The organism is Bradyrhizobium sp. USDA 3364 (assembly GCF_054056355.1).
Genome location: NZ_JBSRYG010000002.1, coordinates 5,109,226 through 5,124,472, shown reverse-complemented (window position 1 = coordinate 5,124,472; position 15,247 = coordinate 5,109,226). Strand labels below are relative to the sequence as shown.

General features: G+C 66.4%; 15 protein-coding genes and 2 pseudogenes. 4 read left to right on the top strand and 13 right to left on the bottom strand.

What is annotated here, in order from left to right; translation table 11 throughout:
- Window position 1: 1 nt before the first annotated feature.
- From phnK to phnG, 5 genes and pseudogenes are all read right to left on the bottom strand, one after another.
- Window positions 2-799 carry a phosphonate C-P lyase system protein PhnK gene (phnK, locus tag ACVILL_RS24255; protein ID WP_456731333.1) on the bottom strand — a complete coding sequence of 266 codons (798 nt, stop codon included), beginning with the start codon at window positions 797-799 and terminating at the stop codon, window positions 2-4.
- Window positions 792-1,677, bottom strand: a pseudogene (locus ACVILL_RS24250) (alpha-D-ribose 1-methylphosphonate 5-phosphate C-P-lyase PhnJ). Before ACVILL_RS24250 ends, phnK begins: the two are co-directional and overlap by 8 nt.
- Complete coding sequence (locus ACVILL_RS24245) at window positions 1,674-2,777, bottom strand: carbon-phosphorus lyase complex subunit PhnI (RefSeq protein ID WP_456731332.1); 1,104 nt, start codon at window positions 2,775-2,777, stop codon at window positions 1,674-1,676. Before ACVILL_RS24245 ends, ACVILL_RS24250 begins: the two are co-directional and overlap by 4 nt.
- A gap of 3 nt (window positions 2,778-2,780) precedes the next feature.
- Complete coding sequence (gene phnH, locus ACVILL_RS24240; protein WP_456731331.1) at window positions 2,781-3,389, bottom strand: phosphonate C-P lyase system protein PhnH; 609 nt, start codon at window positions 3,387-3,389, stop codon at window positions 2,781-2,783.
- A 4-nt stretch (window positions 3,390-3,393) separates the two neighbouring features.
- A complete protein-coding gene (gene phnG / locus ACVILL_RS24235) occupies window positions 3,394-3,855 on the bottom strand; it encodes a phosphonate C-P lyase system protein PhnG (protein WP_456731330.1) in 462 nt (153 codons plus the stop codon).
- Window positions 3,856-3,959: 104 nt separating this feature from the next.
- Between phnG and phnF the strand changes: the two genes are divergently transcribed.
- Window positions 3,960-4,685, top strand: a complete 726-nt coding sequence (gene phnF / locus ACVILL_RS24230; protein WP_456731329.1) for a phosphonate metabolism transcriptional regulator PhnF — start codon at window positions 3,960-3,962, stop codon at window positions 4,683-4,685.
- Window positions 4,686-4,864: 179 nt separating this feature from the next.
- Here phnF and phnE (ACVILL_RS24225) read toward each other — a convergent pair whose 3' ends face one another.
- The 4 genes from phnE (ACVILL_RS24225) to phnC all read right to left on the bottom strand — a co-directional run bounded on the left by phnE (ACVILL_RS24225) (window position 4,865) and on the right by phnC (window position 8,499).
- Window positions 4,865-5,713: a phosphonate ABC transporter, permease protein PhnE gene (gene phnE / locus ACVILL_RS24225; RefSeq protein WP_456731328.1), complete on the bottom strand. Its 849-nt coding sequence runs from the start codon at window positions 5,711-5,713 to the stop codon at window positions 4,865-4,867.
- Window positions 5,710-6,594 carry a phosphonate ABC transporter, permease protein PhnE gene (phnE, locus tag ACVILL_RS24220; protein WP_456731327.1) on the bottom strand — a complete coding sequence of 295 codons (885 nt, stop codon included), beginning with the start codon at window positions 6,592-6,594 and terminating at the stop codon, window positions 5,710-5,712. The genes phnE (ACVILL_RS24225) and phnE (ACVILL_RS24220) overlap by 4 nt, the downstream gene beginning before the upstream one ends.
- A gap of 80 nt (window positions 6,595-6,674) precedes the next feature.
- A complete protein-coding gene (phnD, locus tag ACVILL_RS24215; protein ID WP_456731326.1) occupies window positions 6,675-7,607 on the bottom strand; it encodes a phosphonate ABC transporter substrate-binding protein in 933 nt (310 codons plus the stop codon).
- A gap of 76 nt (window positions 7,608-7,683) precedes the next feature.
- Window positions 7,684-8,499, bottom strand: a complete 816-nt coding sequence (gene phnC, locus ACVILL_RS24210) for a phosphonate ABC transporter ATP-binding protein (RefSeq protein WP_456731325.1) — start codon at window positions 8,497-8,499, stop codon at window positions 7,684-7,686.
- Window positions 8,500-8,701: 202 nt separating this feature from the next.
- On the opposite strand from phnC, the gene ACVILL_RS24205 reads away from it, so the two are divergent.
- From ACVILL_RS24205 to ACVILL_RS24195, 3 genes are read left to right on the top strand one after another with little or no spacing between them, the layout of a single operon-like run.
- Window positions 8,702-9,367 (top strand): transferase hexapeptide repeat family protein, encoded by a 666-nt coding sequence (locus tag ACVILL_RS24205; protein WP_456731324.1) that lies wholly within the window; start codon window positions 8,702-8,704, stop codon window positions 9,365-9,367.
- Window positions 9,364-10,536 (top strand): alpha-D-ribose 1-methylphosphonate 5-triphosphate diphosphatase, encoded by a 1,173-nt coding sequence (locus tag ACVILL_RS24200; RefSeq protein WP_456731323.1) that lies wholly within the window; start codon window positions 9,364-9,366, stop codon window positions 10,534-10,536. Before ACVILL_RS24205 ends, ACVILL_RS24200 begins: the two co-directional genes overlap by 4 nt.
- A gap of 9 nt (window positions 10,537-10,545) precedes the next feature.
- Complete coding sequence (locus ACVILL_RS24195) at window positions 10,546-11,235, top strand: DUF1045 domain-containing protein (protein ID WP_456731322.1); 690 nt, start codon at window positions 10,546-10,548, stop codon at window positions 11,233-11,235.
- A gap of 9 nt (window positions 11,236-11,244) precedes the next feature.
- Here the strand turns inward: ACVILL_RS24195 and hemC are convergent, their stop codons facing one another.
- The 4 genes and pseudogenes from hemC to ACVILL_RS24175 form a co-directional block, all read right to left on the bottom strand.
- Window positions 11,245-12,255: a hydroxymethylbilane synthase gene (hemC, locus tag ACVILL_RS24190; RefSeq protein WP_456731321.1), complete on the bottom strand. Its 1,011-nt coding sequence runs from the start codon at window positions 12,253-12,255 to the stop codon at window positions 11,245-11,247.
- A gap of 64 nt (window positions 12,256-12,319) precedes the next feature.
- On the bottom strand, window positions 12,320-12,940 hold the full coding sequence (pncA, locus tag ACVILL_RS24185) for a bifunctional nicotinamidase/pyrazinamidase (RefSeq protein ID WP_456734351.1): 621 nt from the start codon (window positions 12,938-12,940) through the stop codon (window positions 12,320-12,322).
- Window positions 12,940-13,763, bottom strand: a pseudogene (locus ACVILL_RS24180) (aspartate dehydrogenase). Before ACVILL_RS24180 ends, pncA begins: the two are co-directional and overlap by 1 nt.
- Complete coding sequence (locus ACVILL_RS24175; RefSeq protein WP_456731320.1) at window positions 13,763-15,184, bottom strand: M20/M25/M40 family metallo-hydrolase; 1,422 nt, start codon at window positions 15,182-15,184, stop codon at window positions 13,763-13,765. Before ACVILL_RS24175 ends, ACVILL_RS24180 begins: the two are co-directional and overlap by 1 nt.
- Between the last annotated feature and the right edge of the window lie 63 nt (window positions 15,185-15,247).

Genomic DNA, 15,247 nt, shown 5'->3' with positions numbered 1-15,247 from the left:
CTCATGGCGGAAGAATCGAGGAAACGAGCAGCTGCGTGTAGGGCTCGCGCGGATCGTCGAGCACCTGATCGGTGAGGCCGGTCTCGATGACGCGGCCGCCCTTCATCACCATCACGCGATGCGACAGCAGGCGCGCAACGGCGAGATCGTGGGTCACGACGATGGCGGCAAGGCCGAGCTCGCTGACCAGATTGCGCATCAGGTCGAGCAGCCGCGCCTGCACCGAGACGTCGAGGCCGCCGGTCGGCTCGTCCATGAACACCAGCCGCGGCTCGGTGACGAGGTTGCGCGCGATCTGCAGCCGCTGCCGCATGCCGCCGGAATAGGTCTTCGGCGCATCGTCGATGCGGCCGACATCGATCTCGACCCGCTCCAGCCAGGTCGAGGCAGTGTCGCGGATCCGGCCGTAGTGATTCCAGCCGACCGCCATCAGCCGCTCGCCGACATTGGCGCCGGCCGACACGCCCATGCGCAGGCCCTGCGCCGGGTCCTGATGCACAAAGCCCCAGTCGGTGCGGAACAGGAAGCGCCGCTCCGCTTCGCCGAGTTCGGCGAGATCGCGCAGCACGCCGTCGCGCATCCGGTAGGACACCCGGCCCGCGCTCGGCGCGAGCTGCGCCGAGAGCAATTGCAGCAGCGTCGACTTGCCCGAACCGGATTCGCCGACGATCGCCAGCACCTCGCCCGGATGCAGCGCAAACGAGACATCGCGGCAGGCCGCGAGCCGGCCGTAATTCTTGGCAAGCCCTTCGGCCACCAGCAGCGGCTCGTCGTTGTCGAGGCTCGAAAGGTCAGACATGCGCCTTCTCCTTGTGCGGCGCTGCACTCTCGGTGCCGTGATGGCCGGCCGCCTGGCGCTGCTCGCAGAAGTCGGTATCGGAGCAGACGAACATCCGCCCGCCTCTGTCGTCGGTGACGATCTCGTCGAGGTAGGAATCGTCGGCGCCGCACAGCGCGCAGGGCGCGTTGAAGCGGTAGCGCGTGAAACGGATGATCCTCGAAATCCAGCGACACCACGGTGGTGTAGGGCGGGATCGCGTAGATGCGCTTCTCGCGGCCGGCGCCGAACAGCTGCAGCGCCGCGCAATTGTCCATTTTCGGATTGTCGAATTTCGGCGTCGGCGACGGGTCCATCACGTAGCGCGCATTCACTTTCACCGGGTAGGCGTAGGCGGTCGCGATGTGGCCGAAGCGCGCGATGTCCTCGTAGAGCTTGACATGCATCAGCCCGTATTCGGCGAGCGCGTGCATGCGCCGCGTCTCGGTCTCGCGCGGCTCGAGGAAGCGCAGCGGCTCGGGGATCGGCACCTGGTAGACCAGCACCTGGCCTGCATGCAGCGACGCCTCGGGAATGCGGTGGCGGGTCTGGATCACGGTTGCGTCCGTGGTCGAGGTCGTGGTCGCAACGCCCGCGGTCTTGCCGAAGAATTTGCGGATCGAGATCGCGTTCGTGGTGTCGTCCGAACCCTGGTCGATCACCTTCAGCACGTCGTCGGGCCCGAGGATCGCGGCGGTGACCTGCACGCCGCCGGTGCCCCAGCCATAGGGCATCGGCATCTCGCGGCTCGCAAACGGCACCTGGTAGCCGGGGATCGCGATCGCCTTCAGGATCGCCCGGCGGATCATCCGCTTGGTCTGCTCGTCGAGATAGGCGAAGTTGTAAGTCGGCGCGTTCATTCCGCGGCCTCCCGCAGTTCCGGAGCCTGATTGGCTTCGGCAAATTCCTGCCGCAGCTTGCGCAGCAGGCCGAGCTCGGACTGGAAGTCGACGTAATGCGGCAGCTTGAGATGCTCGACGAAGCCGGTCGACTGCACATTGTCGGAGTGCGACATCACGAACTCCTCGTCCTGCGCCGGCGCCGCCGCCTCCTCGCCGAGCTCGCCTGCACGCAGTGCGCGGTCGACCAGCGCCATCGACATGGTCTTGCGCTCGCTCTGGCCGAACGCCAGGCCATAGCCGCGGGTGAAGCACGGCGCCTCGGTGGTCGAGCCCTTGAACTGGTTGACCATCTGGCACTCGGTCAATTCGATCGAGCCGAGCGGTACGGCGAAGCCAGCGTCCTCGGCGAAGAATTCGACCTCGACCTCGCCGAAGCGGATCTCGCCGGCGAAGGGATGGTTGCGGCCGTAGCCGCGCTGCGTCGAATAGCCGAGTGCGAGCAGGAAGCCTTCATCACCGCGCGCGAGATTCTGCAGCCGCAGATCGCGATCGGCCGGGAAGCTCAGCGGCTCGCGCGTGAGGTCGCCGACCACAGCGTCGGCATCGGCCTGCGGCGAGGATTCGATCAGGCCGTCGCGGCCGAGAATGTCGGTGACCCGGGGCGTGGCCGCCTGCGCGGCCTCCGCGGTCGCCGGCTGCTCCGGCACAAAGCCTTCCGCAAGCTGCGGATCGAGCAGGCGATGGGTGTAGTCGAAGGTCGGCCCCAGGATCTGGCCGCCCGGCACGTCCTTGAAGGTCGAGGAGATCCGGCGCCGCACCTGCATCTCGCCGGTGTTGACCGGCTCGGTGGCGCCGAAGCGCGGCAGCGTCGCGCGGAAGGCGCGCGCCAGGAAGATCGCCTCGATCATGTCGCCGCGCGCCTGCTTGATCGCCAGCGCCGCGAGCTCGCGGTCGTACAGCGAGCCCTCGGTCATCACGCGGTCGACACCGAGCGCGAGCTGTTCGGAGATCTGCGCCAGCGTCACCTCGGGCACATCGCGGTCGCCGCGCCGCTCATGCGCGAGCAGGCGATGGGCGTTCTCGATGGCGCGCTCGCCTCCCTTGACGGCTACATACATCGCTCACACTCCGCTTGCGATCAGCCGCGTGGTGCGCGGGATCGCGACAATATTGTCGTCATGGACCAGCACGACATCGATGCCGCGCGGGAACAGGGCCTCGTTGATCGACAGCCGCTGGAACAGGTCGCGCGGCTTGATCATCGCCTGCAGCAGCGCGCTGCCGTCGATGCCGGGCCCCTTCAGCTCGAAGGCCGGGCCCTGCGCCAGGCTGTCGACCTGCAGGATCAGCGTGGTCGAGCGATCGGGATATTCGCTGCTGCCGAACGCGAAGCGTTCCAGCGCCGGCAGGTTCGCGGCGTCGCCGATCAGCGCGAAGCTCGCGATCGAGGAATCCGAGATCACCGGCGCACTGGCATGAAACTTCAGCCAGCGGGCGACATCGGGCGTTGCCGACATCGCGGCGTCGAGCCAGATCGGCGTGTCGTGATCGAACAGCGTTAGCGCGATCGCGGCCGCGCCGCGCATCATGCCGGCCGGCGTTCCGACGCTGGCGGCGACGCGCTGCACGCTGCCCGGCCGCGCCATCGCATCCATCACGGAGCGGAAAGTTGATTGCGCCGACAGCACCTTGTCGGCAAAGCCCGCGGGCATTTCGGCAATCGTCGTCATTGCATCATCCCTCACCGCGCACCATCGTGTAGAAATCGACCCGCGTCGCCGCGGTCTCGGCGGCCTTGCGGCTGCGTTCGGCGTTCATGGCGAGGCGCAGCGGCGCGATCACCTTGGCCTCCACCTCGCCGGACAACTCCGCCGACTGCACCATGGCGTCGCACAGCGCGATCATCTGCGCCTTCTTCGCATCGCGGCCGAGCGTGTAGCCGAAGCCGACCTCGCCGGTCGCAAGCCGCACCGCGGCGCGCGACACCGTCGCCTCGCCGAGATTGAACGGCGCGCCGTCGCCGCCGATTCGCCCGCGCACCATCACAAGGCCGTTCTCCGGCTCGCGCAAATTCTCATGCGCAGGCAGCGTGATCGCCGCCAGCCGGCCTGCGATGTCGGCGGCGGCGGAGTGCGCCAGCACGCTCATCGCGGCCTTGCGCTGGGCCTGTTTACTGCTGGGTCCGGTCGAACTCATGAGCAACCTTGTCTGCATCAAGTTGTCTATGATAATAGACAACTTGATAGCGGAGCGCCATGACTGTTTCGTGACAAACCAACGATTTCTGGTATCACCGCGACATGAGCATGCAGGAAAGTTCCGGTGTCGCCTTGTGGCGGCAGGTCGCCGACGGCATCGAGCGCGGTATCGCTGACGGCCGCTTTGCCGCGGGCGAAAAGCTGCCGGGCGAGATGGAGATCGCCGAGACCTACCGGGTCAACCGCCACACCGTACGGCGGGCTCTCGCCGCATTGGCCGAGCGCGGCCTGGTGCGCGCCGAGCGCGGCAGCGGCACCTATGTCGAGGCCCAGCGCCTCGCCTATCCCCTGCGCTCACGCACCCGATTCTCGGAGATCGTCGGCGCCGGCGGCCACGAGCCGCGCGGCCAGTTGATCGAGGCAAGCAGCGACATCGCCAACCGCGAGATCGCGCGTGAACTGGGCCTGAAGATCGGCGCGCCGCTGATCCGGATCGAAGCGGTGCGCCTCGCCGACCGGACGCCGATCTGCGTTTCCACCACCTGGCTGTCGGCCGAACGGTTTCCCGACGCAGGCAATGTGTTCGCCGACGTTCGCTCCATGACGAAGCTGCTCGGGCATTACGGCGTCAAGGATTACCACCGCTCCTCGACGCGGATCACCGCGGCGATCGTCGATGCGACCGACGCCGCGCGGCTCGACCTGCCGCTGGGCCGGCCGGTGCTGGTGGTCGACGCGACCGACGTCGACATGCTGGACCAGCCGCTGGTGACCAAGCGCTCGCGCTTTGCCGCCGAGCGCGTCGAGTTTCTAGTCGAGAACGGGTGACGGCATACGCCCTCGCCCGCACGATTTCGGAATATTGGAAATGTATCCCTGAGTTGCCCGACGTGTCAAGTTGACTCGTCGAACGCCGGCAGCCGCCAGCTCCTTTGCATGGGGTTGTTTTCGATATTTTGGCTGCGCGCCGCCGCGGCGGCCGCGCGCGAGGACAGGCGAAGGAGCAGCTACACCACCGCCCGCTGGCCGATGATGGCAAAGCGCAGCTTGCTCGAGATGAAGTCGATCGCGGCGACCGCGATCAGGATCATCAGGATCAGGAACGACACCTTCTGCCATTCCAGCACGCGGATCTGCTCGGCGAGTTGCAGGCCGATGCCGCCGGCGCCGACGATGCCGATGATGGTGGCCGAGCGGGTGTTCGATTCGATGAAGTACAGCACCTGGCCTGCGATCACGGGCAGCACCTGCGGCAGCAGGCCGAAGCGGATCTCATGCAGTGCGTTGCCGCCGGAGGCGCGGATGCCCTCGACCTGCTTGCGGTCGGCCGCCTCGATCGCCTCGGAGAACAACTTTCCGAACGCGCCGAAGTCGGACACCATGATCGCGAGCACGCCGGCGAACGGGCCGAGGCCGACGACGTTGATCCAGACCAGCGCCCAGATCAGCGTGTCGATGCCGCGGATCGAATCCAGGAAGCGGCGCACCGGAAAGCGGATCAGGTTCGAGGGGATGATGTTGCGCGCAGCCAGCAGGCTGACCGGCAGCGCCAGGAGCGCCGCGAGCGTGGTGCCGAGCAGCGCGATCGACAGCGTCTCGCCGAGCGCCTGCATGTAGAGCGGGAACGACGAGCCGGGATTGGGCGGGATCATCAGCATGGTGATCCAGCCGAGCTGGCTGAGGCCGCCGATCAGCCTGGAGGGCGAGAAATCGAGATCGACCAGGCCGTAGACGAAGATCGCGAGCGCGGCCACGATCATGGCCGGCATCGCCAGCCGTGCCGACGCAGGACGCTCGAACACGCCGGGGTATTTTGCACGCAGTTCCGCGGCGTCCGGCTTCGGCATCTGGCTCATCGGCGGCTCTCCTTGCCGAACAGCCGGCCGCGCAGCCAGCCGGTCGAGATGTCGATGATGAAGACGGTAACGATGATGGTGACGAGGATGGCGCTGACGTCGGAATAGTAGAATTTGCGGATCGCGACCACGAGCTCCTGCCCGATGCCGCCGGCACCGACGAAGCCCATCACCGAGGCCTCACGCACATTGATCTCGAAACGCAGCAGCGCATAGCTGGCATAACCCGCCGAGACCTGCGGCAGGATTGCGAAGCGCATGCAGGACAGCCAGCTCGCGCCGGTGGAGCGGATGCCCTCGACCGGCTTCATGTCGGCGTTTTCCACTATCTCGGTAAACAGCTTGCCGAGCGCGCCGGTGGTATGGATCGCGATCGCCAGCACGCCGGCCATCGGCCCGAGGCCGAACGCGATCACGAAGATCAGCGCGAACACGATGCCGGGCACCGTGCGGGCGAATTCCAGCAGGCGGCGGATGATGAAGCGCACCCACGGCCCCGGCGAGGTGTTCTGGGCGGCGAAGAAATTCAGCGCAAACGCGAACACGGCGCCGGTCAGCGTGCCGACATAGCTGATCAGGATCGTTTCGCCGAGCATCCGCAGCCATTTGTGCCAGCCCCAGAACCATTCGGGCAAATCGGTCCAGACCCGCGCGCCCGAATCGAGCGTCAGGATGCGGTCGAAATAGCTGACGAAATTGCCGAAATAGGTGAACAGCGTGCGCAGGTTCACTTCCGCGCCGAAGGCCGCGACCACGAGGACGGCGCAGAACAAGGCAGCCGCCAGCGCGGCCTTCAGCCGCTTGCGCGCAACCGCCTTGCGGTAGGCATCTTCCAGCACCGCCAATTGCTGCGCTGGAAGAATGGATACGGCAGTTGCCATCGTTCTGGTCAGCCGGGCTGGAGGTTAAACGGAAAGGAGCCGGGTCATGGAACCCGGCCCCGCGTGTCTCCGTCGTGAGATCAGCTCGCCTTCTTGCGCAGCCTGTCGACGAACTTGATCAGCTCGATCGTGCTGTCCCAGTCCTTGGTGGTGGCGGGATGGAAGCCCTTCTTCTGGCCGTCGGAGAGGCGGTCGAAGGCGGCCTTGTCCTTGGTCGGCGCGTCGAAGAAAGCCTTGGCGATCGCCGCCTTCAGGTCTTCCGGAAGGTCGGCATTGTAGGCGTAGGGGCCGTTGATGATCGGCGCCGACTTGTTGATGATGCGGAAGTCTTCCTTCTTCATCGCCGAGCCGTCGGCGTTCTTCAGCATGCCCTTGGTCAGCATCTGCGCAAGCGTCGAGTCGTCTTCGTTGGTCCACTGGTTGGCCGCCATGTCGACCGTGCCCTGCGCGAGCGCCAGCACGGCGTTCTCGTGGCTGCCGGTGAACACCACCTTGCCGAAATAGCCCTCGGCATCGTGGATGCCCATCTTGTCGAGCTCGAAGCGCGGCACGTTGTTGCCCGAGGTCGAATTCGGATCGACCAGGCCGAGGTTCTTGCCCTTCAGATCATCCACCTTCTTGTACGGGCTCGAGGCCTTGACGAAGAACACCGAGTAGTAGCCGGTCGAACCGTCGGCATTCATGTCGTTGGCGAACGCGTCGGTCTTGACGCCGGTCAGGCGGGCGCGGGCGAACGAGGCCGAGCCGTAGCTTGCGATCTGAATGTTACCGGCGCGCTGACCTTCGATGACGGCCGCGTAGTCGTTGGCGATGCGCAGCGTGACCTTCACGCCGAGCTCCTTCGACAGATACGCGACGAACGGCGTCCAGCGTTCGGTGACGCCAGAGGCGTTCTCGGCCGGCACCACCGCGAAGGTGAGTTCCGGATATTTTGCCTTCCAGTCCTGCGCGGACGCTGAACCAGCGAATGCCAGCGCGGCAGCGCCGGCCAGAATGATGCGACGAGTGATCATGACTACCCCCTTGTTGTAGTTACACCTGTTGGCCGGGCCAAATGCCCGGCTTTCCGGATTGAGAAATGCGCGACGCTCAGGCCGCGGCAGCCGAGCCGAGCGCCGGAGCAGTTGCGCCGTCGGGCGCAGGCAACGGTGCCGCGCCGATGACGTCATTGGCCTCGAGGTCATAGAGCTCTCGGGCGATATGGTCGGTGAGCGCCGCGGGGGCGCCATCGAACACCACGCGACCCGCCGCCATGCCGACCAGGCGATCGCAATAGGTCCGCGCCAGGTCGAGCGAGTGCAGGTTGCAGAGCACCGTGATGCCGAAATGCTTGTTGATGCGCAGCAGCGCATCCATCACGATCTTGGTGTTGCGCGGGTCGAGCGAGGCAATCGGCTCGTCGGCGAGAATGATGTCGGGCTCCTGCACCAGCGCGCGGGCGATCGCGACGCGCTGCTGCTGGCCGCCGGAGAGCTGATCGGCGCGCTGTGCGGCGAGCTGGGCGATGTCGAACTGCTCGAGCGCCGACAGCGCGAGCGCCCTGTCCTGCTCCGGCCAGACCTGCGCCAGCGAGCGCCAGGACGGGATCTGGGCCAGCCGGCCCATCAGCACGTTGGTCAGCACGTCGAGGCGGCCGACCAGATTGAACTGCTGAAAGATCATCGCCGAACGCGCCCGCCACTGCCGCAGCGCCTTGCCGCGCAGCGCGGTCACATCAGTGCCTTCGAACAGGATACGGCCGGAGGTCGGATCGGCGAGGCGGTTGATCATCCGCAGCAGCGTCGACTTGCCGGCACCGGAGCGGCCGATGACGCCGACGAAGCTGCCCGGTGCGATCGAAAAAGACGCGTTATCGACTGCGGCTTTTGTGCCGAAACGGCACGTCAAACCTTCTACCACCAGCATGTATTGCTCCAACCGCGTCGCGTTGCGCCATCGCTATCCCCGGCGTTTTACAGTTATGTGACGACCGCGCTGCGGTGCGGCGATCGTCCACACCCTCTCCCTTGCCGTCATCGCAACGTCATGATGTTGTCATCAAGCATCCTGAAGACGAGCGCGCATCCCCCCGGAAGCCCAAGATTCTTCGACATTTGCGGAGGCCCTGATGGCCGGAAAAACACTCTCGGTTGTGCCGACCGTCGACCCGACTGCGTCGGTTCGCGAGAGCAAACTCGGCAAATATACCGAGGTCGGCGCGCGCACGATCCTGCTTGAAGTCAGCATGGACGACTATTCCTACGTCGTGAACGACAGCCAGATCACCTACACCTCGATCGGCAAGTTCTGCTCGATCGCGGCGATGACCCGCATCAATCCCGGCAACCACCCGATGCATCGCGCGACTCAGGCGCATTTCACCTACCGCGCCAGCGCATATTTTCCCGGAGAGAGCGACGACACCGACTTCTTCAACTGGCGACGTGCGCATCACGTGCATATCGGCCATGACGTCTGGATCGGTCATGGCGCGATTCTTTTGCCGGGACGGAACATAGGAACCGGCGCGGTCGTCGCGGCCGGAGCGATCGTGACCAAGGATGTACCGGCCTACACCATCGTTGCCGGCAATCCGGCGCGTCCGGTGAAGCGGCGCTTCTCCGAGACAACAGCGGATCGCCTCGCCGCGCTCGCGTGGTGGGACTGGGACCATGAGACGCTCCGCCGCGCTCTCCCCGACTTTCGCAGGCTCGCGGTCGAAGAGTTTCTCGACAAGTACGAGGCCGAGGACGTATCCCAATCAAAGAACAAACAACGGAGCGCCGCGTCGTGACTGATATCTTCATCGAAGGTGGCCGCGCGCTGGTTGACGGCGCGTTCGTCGAGACCTCGCTGCGGACCTCGGGCCGCGACATCGGCGCGATCGACGCCGAGCAGGGTCGCACCGCGCTCCACATCGATGCCGGCGGCCTGCTGGTGCTGCCCGGCATCATCGATCTGCACGGCGATGCGTTCGAGCGGCAGATGATGCCGCGCCCGAGCGTCGACTTCCCGACCGACGTCGCGCTTGTTGACAGCGACCGGCAGGCGATCGCCAACGGCATCACCACCGTGTTCCACGGCACGACCTGGTCGTGGGAGCCGGGGCTGCGCAGCGCGGAGAATGCACGCAAGCTGCTCGATGCGATCGAGGCGCTGCGGCCGCAACTTGCCGCCGACACGCGGTTCCATCTGCGCCACGAGACCCACAATCTCGAGGCCGAGGCCGAGATCATTCAATGGCTCACCGAGGGCCGCATCGACCTGTTCGCCTTCAACGACCACAGCAACGTCAAGCCGAAGAAGCGCAACCAGCTTGCTGAACGCACCGGGCTCTCGATCGACGCCGTCAACGACATGCTCGACCGGATCGTGGCGCGCCGCCCGGAGGTGCCGGCCTCGATCGCGCGGCTGGCCGCCGCTGCTCGCGCGGCAAACATCCGCATGCTCTCGCATGACGACAACAGCCCGGAGATGCGTCAGGAGTTTCGCGCGCTGGGCGCCGCGATCGCGGAATTCCCCGTCAATGTGGAGACCGCGCGCGATGCCGCGGTCGCGGGCGACTTCATCGTGTTCGGCGCGCCCAACGTGGTGCGCGGCGGCAGCCACACCGGCTGGACCAAGGCATCAGACATGATCGCACAGGGCCTTTGCTCGGTGCTGGCGTCGGACTACTACTATCCGGCGCAGCTGCTCGCCGCGTTCCGTCTGGTCGCCGACGGGACCCTCCCGCTTGCCAAGGCTTGGGACCTGATCTCGTCGGCGCCGGCGCGCGCCGCGGGCCTCACCGATCGCGGCGTGCTCGCCGCGGGCCACCGTGCCGACATCATCGTCGTCGACGACAAGGTGCCGCTGCGGCCGCGCATCGTCGCCGTGATCTCGGCCGGACGGCTGGTGCATCTGGCGGACGCGAGCTGCCTCGTTCACTCGCTGGCGCCGCGCAAGACCGTTGCGGCAGCGTAGCCCAGTCCTATGGCCACCACTCCGCGCTACGCAATCTATTATGCGCCGTCCCCCGACAGCGCCCTTCATCGTTTTGGTTCGACGCTGCTCGGCTATGATGCGGTGTCGGGCGATGACCTGCCGTTCCCCGATGGCGTGCTGCCCGACTGGCGCGAGGTAACGGAAGACCCGCGCAAATACGGCTTCCACGCCACGTTGAAGGCACCAACCGCGCTCGCCGACGGCAGGAACGAGACCGAGCTGCTCAACGCCTGCGCCGCCTTCGCCGGCCGCGCCCGGCGCATTCCGGTGATCGAACCGGTGGTCGATGCGATCAGCGGCTTCATTGCGGTGATCCCGGCCAGCCCCTCGGATGATCTGCAACAGCTCGCCGCCGACTGCGTCACCGAGTTCGATGCGTTCCGCGCGCCGCTGACGGCGACGGATCGCGCCCGGCGCAAGCCCGAGCGGCTCACCGCGCGGCAACGCGACTATCTCGATCGCTGGGGCTATCCCTACGTCATGGAAGAATTCCGCTTCCACATGACGCTGACGGGACGGCTGAGTGACGAACGGCGCGGCCCGATCGTGGCACAGCTGCGCGAGCGGTTCGCGGCGATCGACCTCACGAGGCTCACGATCGACCGCATCGCGTTGTTCAAGCAGATGGATAGCTCGTCACGCTTCCAGATCATCGGAAGCTGGCCGTTGCGCGCGTAACGGCGGCCGCTACGCGTCGACCCTTGTGCGGGCGATGATCTCGGCGGCGCCCTTCGCGAGCAGTTCCATCCCGACGGCGCGGCCGAGCTCACGCGGCCGATCGGCGGGCCCGCTCCGCACCACCTCGATGAAGCCGGCTCCGGCCTCGTCGAGCACCGAGGCGCGCAGCGTCATCTCGGCTCCCGCGAGCGTGGCGTGGCCGGCGATCGGCGAATTGCAATGGCCGTTGAGCACCCACAGCACCTCGCGCTCGGCCTCGGCGGCAAGCCGCGACGGCGCGTTGTCGATCTTGGCAAGCCGCGCCCGCGTCGCCCAGTCGGTCTCGACGCATTCGACCGCGACGATGCCCTGGCCGACCGCCGGCAGCATCTCGTTGACGGAGAAATCATGCGCGATGCGCGCGGTCATGCCGATCCGCTCGAGGCCGGAGCGCGCCATGACAAGCGCATCCGCGGGCCCCACCTCGCCGCCGTCGGGCAACCGCTGCTTGTCGCCGCGATCGAGCTTTGCCACCCGCGTGTCGGCGGCGCCGCGATAATGGATCACGGTCGCTTCCGGAAACAGCCGGCGCAGATAGGCGGCACGGCGCACCGCGTTGGTGCCGACCATGTAGCCCTTGCCGCGTGCGGTGCGGATCGTCTCCAGCGACAGGCCGGGCCGCAGCACGAGGCTGTCATTGGCGGCATCGCGCGCCAGCATCGCCGCGATGACGAGACCCGGCGTCTCCTCATTGCCCGGCACGTCCTTCAGCGAATGCATCGCGGCCTGCAGCGTGCCTGCGCGCATGGCCTCGCGGATCTCGGCGACGAAGGCGCCGCCCTTGCCGCCGTGCCGCAACAGCTTGCTGGCCTGGTCCTGGTCGCCTCGAGTCTCGAACTTGACGATTTCGACGGCAAGGTCGCCCGCCGAGGCGCGCAGCAGCCGCGCGACTTCGTCCGTCTGCGCGAGCGCCATCGCGCTCTTGCGCGTCCCTATCCGCAAAACCTGTCTCGACACGGAATCTCCGTTGCGCGTGATCATCAACGGCTGGGGATTAGAACAAAAGATCAGTCAAAACAATGGTTTTTGCCCCAGCTCGGCCCGCTCAGGCGATCTCCTCGACCAGCGCGACGCCGGCGCCGCGCATCGCCGCGGCGGCTGATGCAAGCGAACCGCCGAGATCGATGGCACGGCAGCCCGACAGCACGACCGTGGTCTCGAAACCGAGCCGCCGCGCATCGAGCGCCGAATACTGCACGCAAAAATCCGTCGCGAGCCCGGCCATCACGACGCGCCTGAGGCCGCGCTCGCGCAGATAGCCGGCGAGCCCGGTCGGGGTCGTCCTGTCGTTCTCGAAGAACGCCGAGTAGGAATCGATCGCGGGTCGGAACCCCTTGCGGATCACGAGCTCGGCGCGGTCGGTCGCAAGCCGAGGATGAAACGCCGCGCCGGCGGTGCCCTGGATGCAATGATCCGGCCACAGCGTCTGCGGCCCATAGGGCATGGTGATCGAGGAGAACGGGGCCGCGCCCGGATGCGAGGTCGCAAACGAGCTGTGGCCTGCCGGATGCCAGTCCTGGGTCAACACGACATGATCGAAGCGCGCGGCGAGCTGGTTGACCACCGGCACGACGGCGTCGCCATCCGTCACCGCCAGCGCGCCACCGGGGCAGAAATCGTTCTGCACGTCGATGATCAGCAGCAGATCGTTGGGCTCGATCTTCATCATGTGCCGATCCGCAAGGATGCACGCAGCTTGCGCAGGCAGGCGAGGCGATCACCGACAGTGCGGTGATGCGGCCGGTCTTCGGGTTCTCCGAGGGGATGTTCTCGATCATCATCGAGAACCGCGCGGAGTCGGAATCGACCTCGATGCGGTGGGTGTTGCGCGTCACGGTCGGGTCCGCCCAGATCTCGACCCTTGTGCGATCGGGGCCGATGCCGGCGAGCGACAGCGCCACCGCGACGTTCAGGTTAGCCGGAAAGCCCTTCGCGGCCTCGCGCGCGGCCCCTTCGAAGATGCGCAGCGGCTCGGTGATGCCTTCAATCCGGATGTTGTTCTCGACCAGATGCGGCGCGCCAAGCAGGCCCGCGACCGGCTTCCGCGTCACGAGCTTTACCGAATGAATGGTCCCGATCGCCGCCGCGGTCACCGCATCGAGCCCGATCAGCGCGCCGGTCGGCACGATGATCTGGCCGCCATGGGCTCTCGCGAGTTCGACGAGGTCCTCGTTCTGCAACAGCGCGCCGACGCTGAGCACCACCGCGGTCTTGCCGCGCTCGACCACCGGCGCCACGATCGCGCGGACCACCTTGCTCGGCGCGCACTCGACCACGATGTCGGCGATCTCGGCAAGCTCTTCGATCGGCACCAGCTTCGGCGCAGAGCTGAGCTCCGCGACCCAGCCGCGATGCTTGTCCGGGCTGTTCGCCGACACCGCAACCAGCGTCAGGCCCTCGATGCCCTCGTCGAGCGCCTTGACGACATCGGCGCCGATCGCGCCGAGACCGGCGACCGCCACCCGCAGCTTTGTCTTCCCGTCTGCCATCATTTCCCGCCGGCGAGTTGCTTGACCAGGCGATAGAGGTACTCCTCGCCTTCGTAGAACGATTTGACGAGCACGCGCTCGTCCTTGCCATGATTCCTGTTGTCATCGACATCGGCGGCCAGCCCGGAATGGCCGTAGGTTGGAATTCCGGTATTGCGCAGATAGCTGCCGTCGGTCGCGCCGGTGCTCATCACTGGAATGATCGCGGCATCCGGCCAGAACTCCTTCGACAGCTTCTCGATCGACCCCATGATCTCTTCGTTCAGCGGCGACGGCGGGCTCAGCACCGCCTTGCCGGTCGGGGTCACCTCGATCTGCTTGTCGGCCAGCACGCGCTCGATCGCGGCCTGCACGCCGTCGACCGGCTCGCCGGGCAGGATCCGGCAGTTCACCTTGGCGGTTGCCAGCTGCGGCAACGCGTTGATGGCGTGGCCGCCCTCCAGCATAGTCGCGACGCAGGTGGTACGGAGCTGCGCGTTGTAGCCGGGCTTGTCCGACAGCCGCGCCAGGGCCGACGGGTCGGGCTGCGGCGCCAGGATCGCCCTGATATCGTCGGCATTCTCCTTGCTCTCGGTCTCGGCGGTCTTCGCGAAATAGATCCGCGTGGTCTCGTTGAGATTCATCGGGAAGCTGTAGTTGGACAGCCGGACCAGACCTTCGGCGAGCCGGTAGATCGCGTTGTCCTTGCGCGGCAGCGATGAGTGGCCGCCGCGATCCTTCACCGTGAGCTGGTAGCCGACCGAGACCTTCTCGCTGGTCTGTACGCTGTTGCGGATCGCCTTGCCGTTCTTCAGGCCGACGCCGCCGCCTTCGTTGAGCGCGAACTCGGCGTCGATCAAGTCGCGGTGGTTCTTGATCAGCCACTGCATGCCGAGACCGTTGGCATCGAGGATCTCCTCGTCGGTCTCGAGGGCGACGATGATGTCGCGATCGGGCTTGTAGCCTTCCTTCTTGTAGCGGATCAGATTGGTGATGAAGGCGGACGCCATGTATTTGTCGTCGCTGCTACCGCGACCGTAGAAATAGCCGTCCTGCTCGCTGAGCTTGAATGGATCGACCGTCCAGTCCTCCCGGAGGGCGGGGACGACGTCGATATGGGCGACCAGGAGGATCGGCTTGCGCGCGCCGGAGCCGTGCAGCCGCGCCACCAGATTGCCCTTGTGCGGCGCCGGCGAGAACACGTGCACGTCGGCCTCGGGGAAGCCGGCCGCACGCAGCCGCGCGCCCATCGCCTCGGCCGCCTTCTGCGTATCGCCGGTCGCGGTGGTCGTGTTGATCTCGACCAGTTCCTGGTAGATGCCGCGGGCAAATTGCTGCTGCTCGGTCAGCCCCTGCGCCGCCGCGCCGGTTGCGAGCAGCGCTGGAGCGAGCGCTGCCGCGAGCTGCAGCGATCGAACCATGTTTCGGGCCTTGTGCGACATCGTGCTCTCCCAGAACTCCACCACCTGATTGGAGATGAATTCAGACAGGCGACACGCGCTTTG

What these genes read in the sequence shown, in the direction of transcription:
- phnG (WP_456731330.1), bottom strand. Translation starts at nt 3,855, where the DNA reads ATGAGTTCGACCGGACCCAGCAGTAAACAGGCCCAGCGCAAGGCCGCG.
- phnD (WP_456731326.1), bottom strand. Translation starts at nt 7,607, where the DNA reads ATGATCACTCGTCGCATCATTCTGGCCGGCGCTGCCGCGCTGGCATTC.
- ACVILL_RS24195 (WP_456731322.1), top strand. Translation starts at nt 10,546, where the DNA reads ATGGCCACCACTCCGCGCTACGCAATCTATTATGCGCCGTCCCCCGAC.
- ACVILL_RS24175 (WP_456731320.1), bottom strand. Translation starts at nt 15,184, where the DNA reads ATGTCGCACAAGGCCCGAAACATGGTTCGATCGCTGCAGCTCGCGGCA.
- ACVILL_RS24245 (WP_456731332.1), bottom strand. Translation starts at nt 2,777, where the DNA reads ATGTATGTAGCCGTCAAGGGAGGCGAGCGCGCCATCGAGAACGCCCAT.
- hemC (WP_456731321.1), bottom strand. Translation starts at nt 12,255, where the DNA reads ATGATCACGCGCAACGGAGATTCCGTGTCGAGACAGGTTTTGCGGATA.
- phnE (WP_456731327.1), bottom strand. Translation starts at nt 6,594, where the DNA reads ATGGCAACTGCCGTATCCATTCTTCCAGCGCAGCAATTGGCGGTGCTG.
- phnE (WP_456731328.1), bottom strand. Translation starts at nt 5,713, where the DNA reads ATGAGCCAGATGCCGAAGCCGGACGCCGCGGAACTGCGTGCAAAATAC.
- pncA (WP_456734351.1), bottom strand. Translation starts at nt 12,940, where the DNA reads ATGAAGATCGAGCCCAACGATCTGCTGCTGATCATCGACGTGCAGAAC.
- phnH (WP_456731331.1), bottom strand. Translation starts at nt 3,389, where the DNA reads ATGACGACGATTGCCGAAATGCCCGCGGGCTTTGCCGACAAGGTGCTG.
- ACVILL_RS24205 (WP_456731324.1), top strand. Translation starts at nt 8,702, where the DNA reads ATGGCCGGAAAAACACTCTCGGTTGTGCCGACCGTCGACCCGACTGCG.
- phnK (WP_456731333.1), bottom strand. Translation starts at nt 799, where the DNA reads ATGTCTGACCTTTCGAGCCTCGACAACGACGAGCCGCTGCTGGTGGCC.
- phnF (WP_456731329.1), top strand. Translation starts at nt 3,960, where the DNA reads ATGAGCATGCAGGAAAGTTCCGGTGTCGCCTTGTGGCGGCAGGTCGCC.
- phnC (WP_456731325.1), bottom strand. Translation starts at nt 8,499, where the DNA reads ATGCTGGTGGTAGAAGGTTTGACGTGCCGTTTCGGCACAAAAGCCGCA.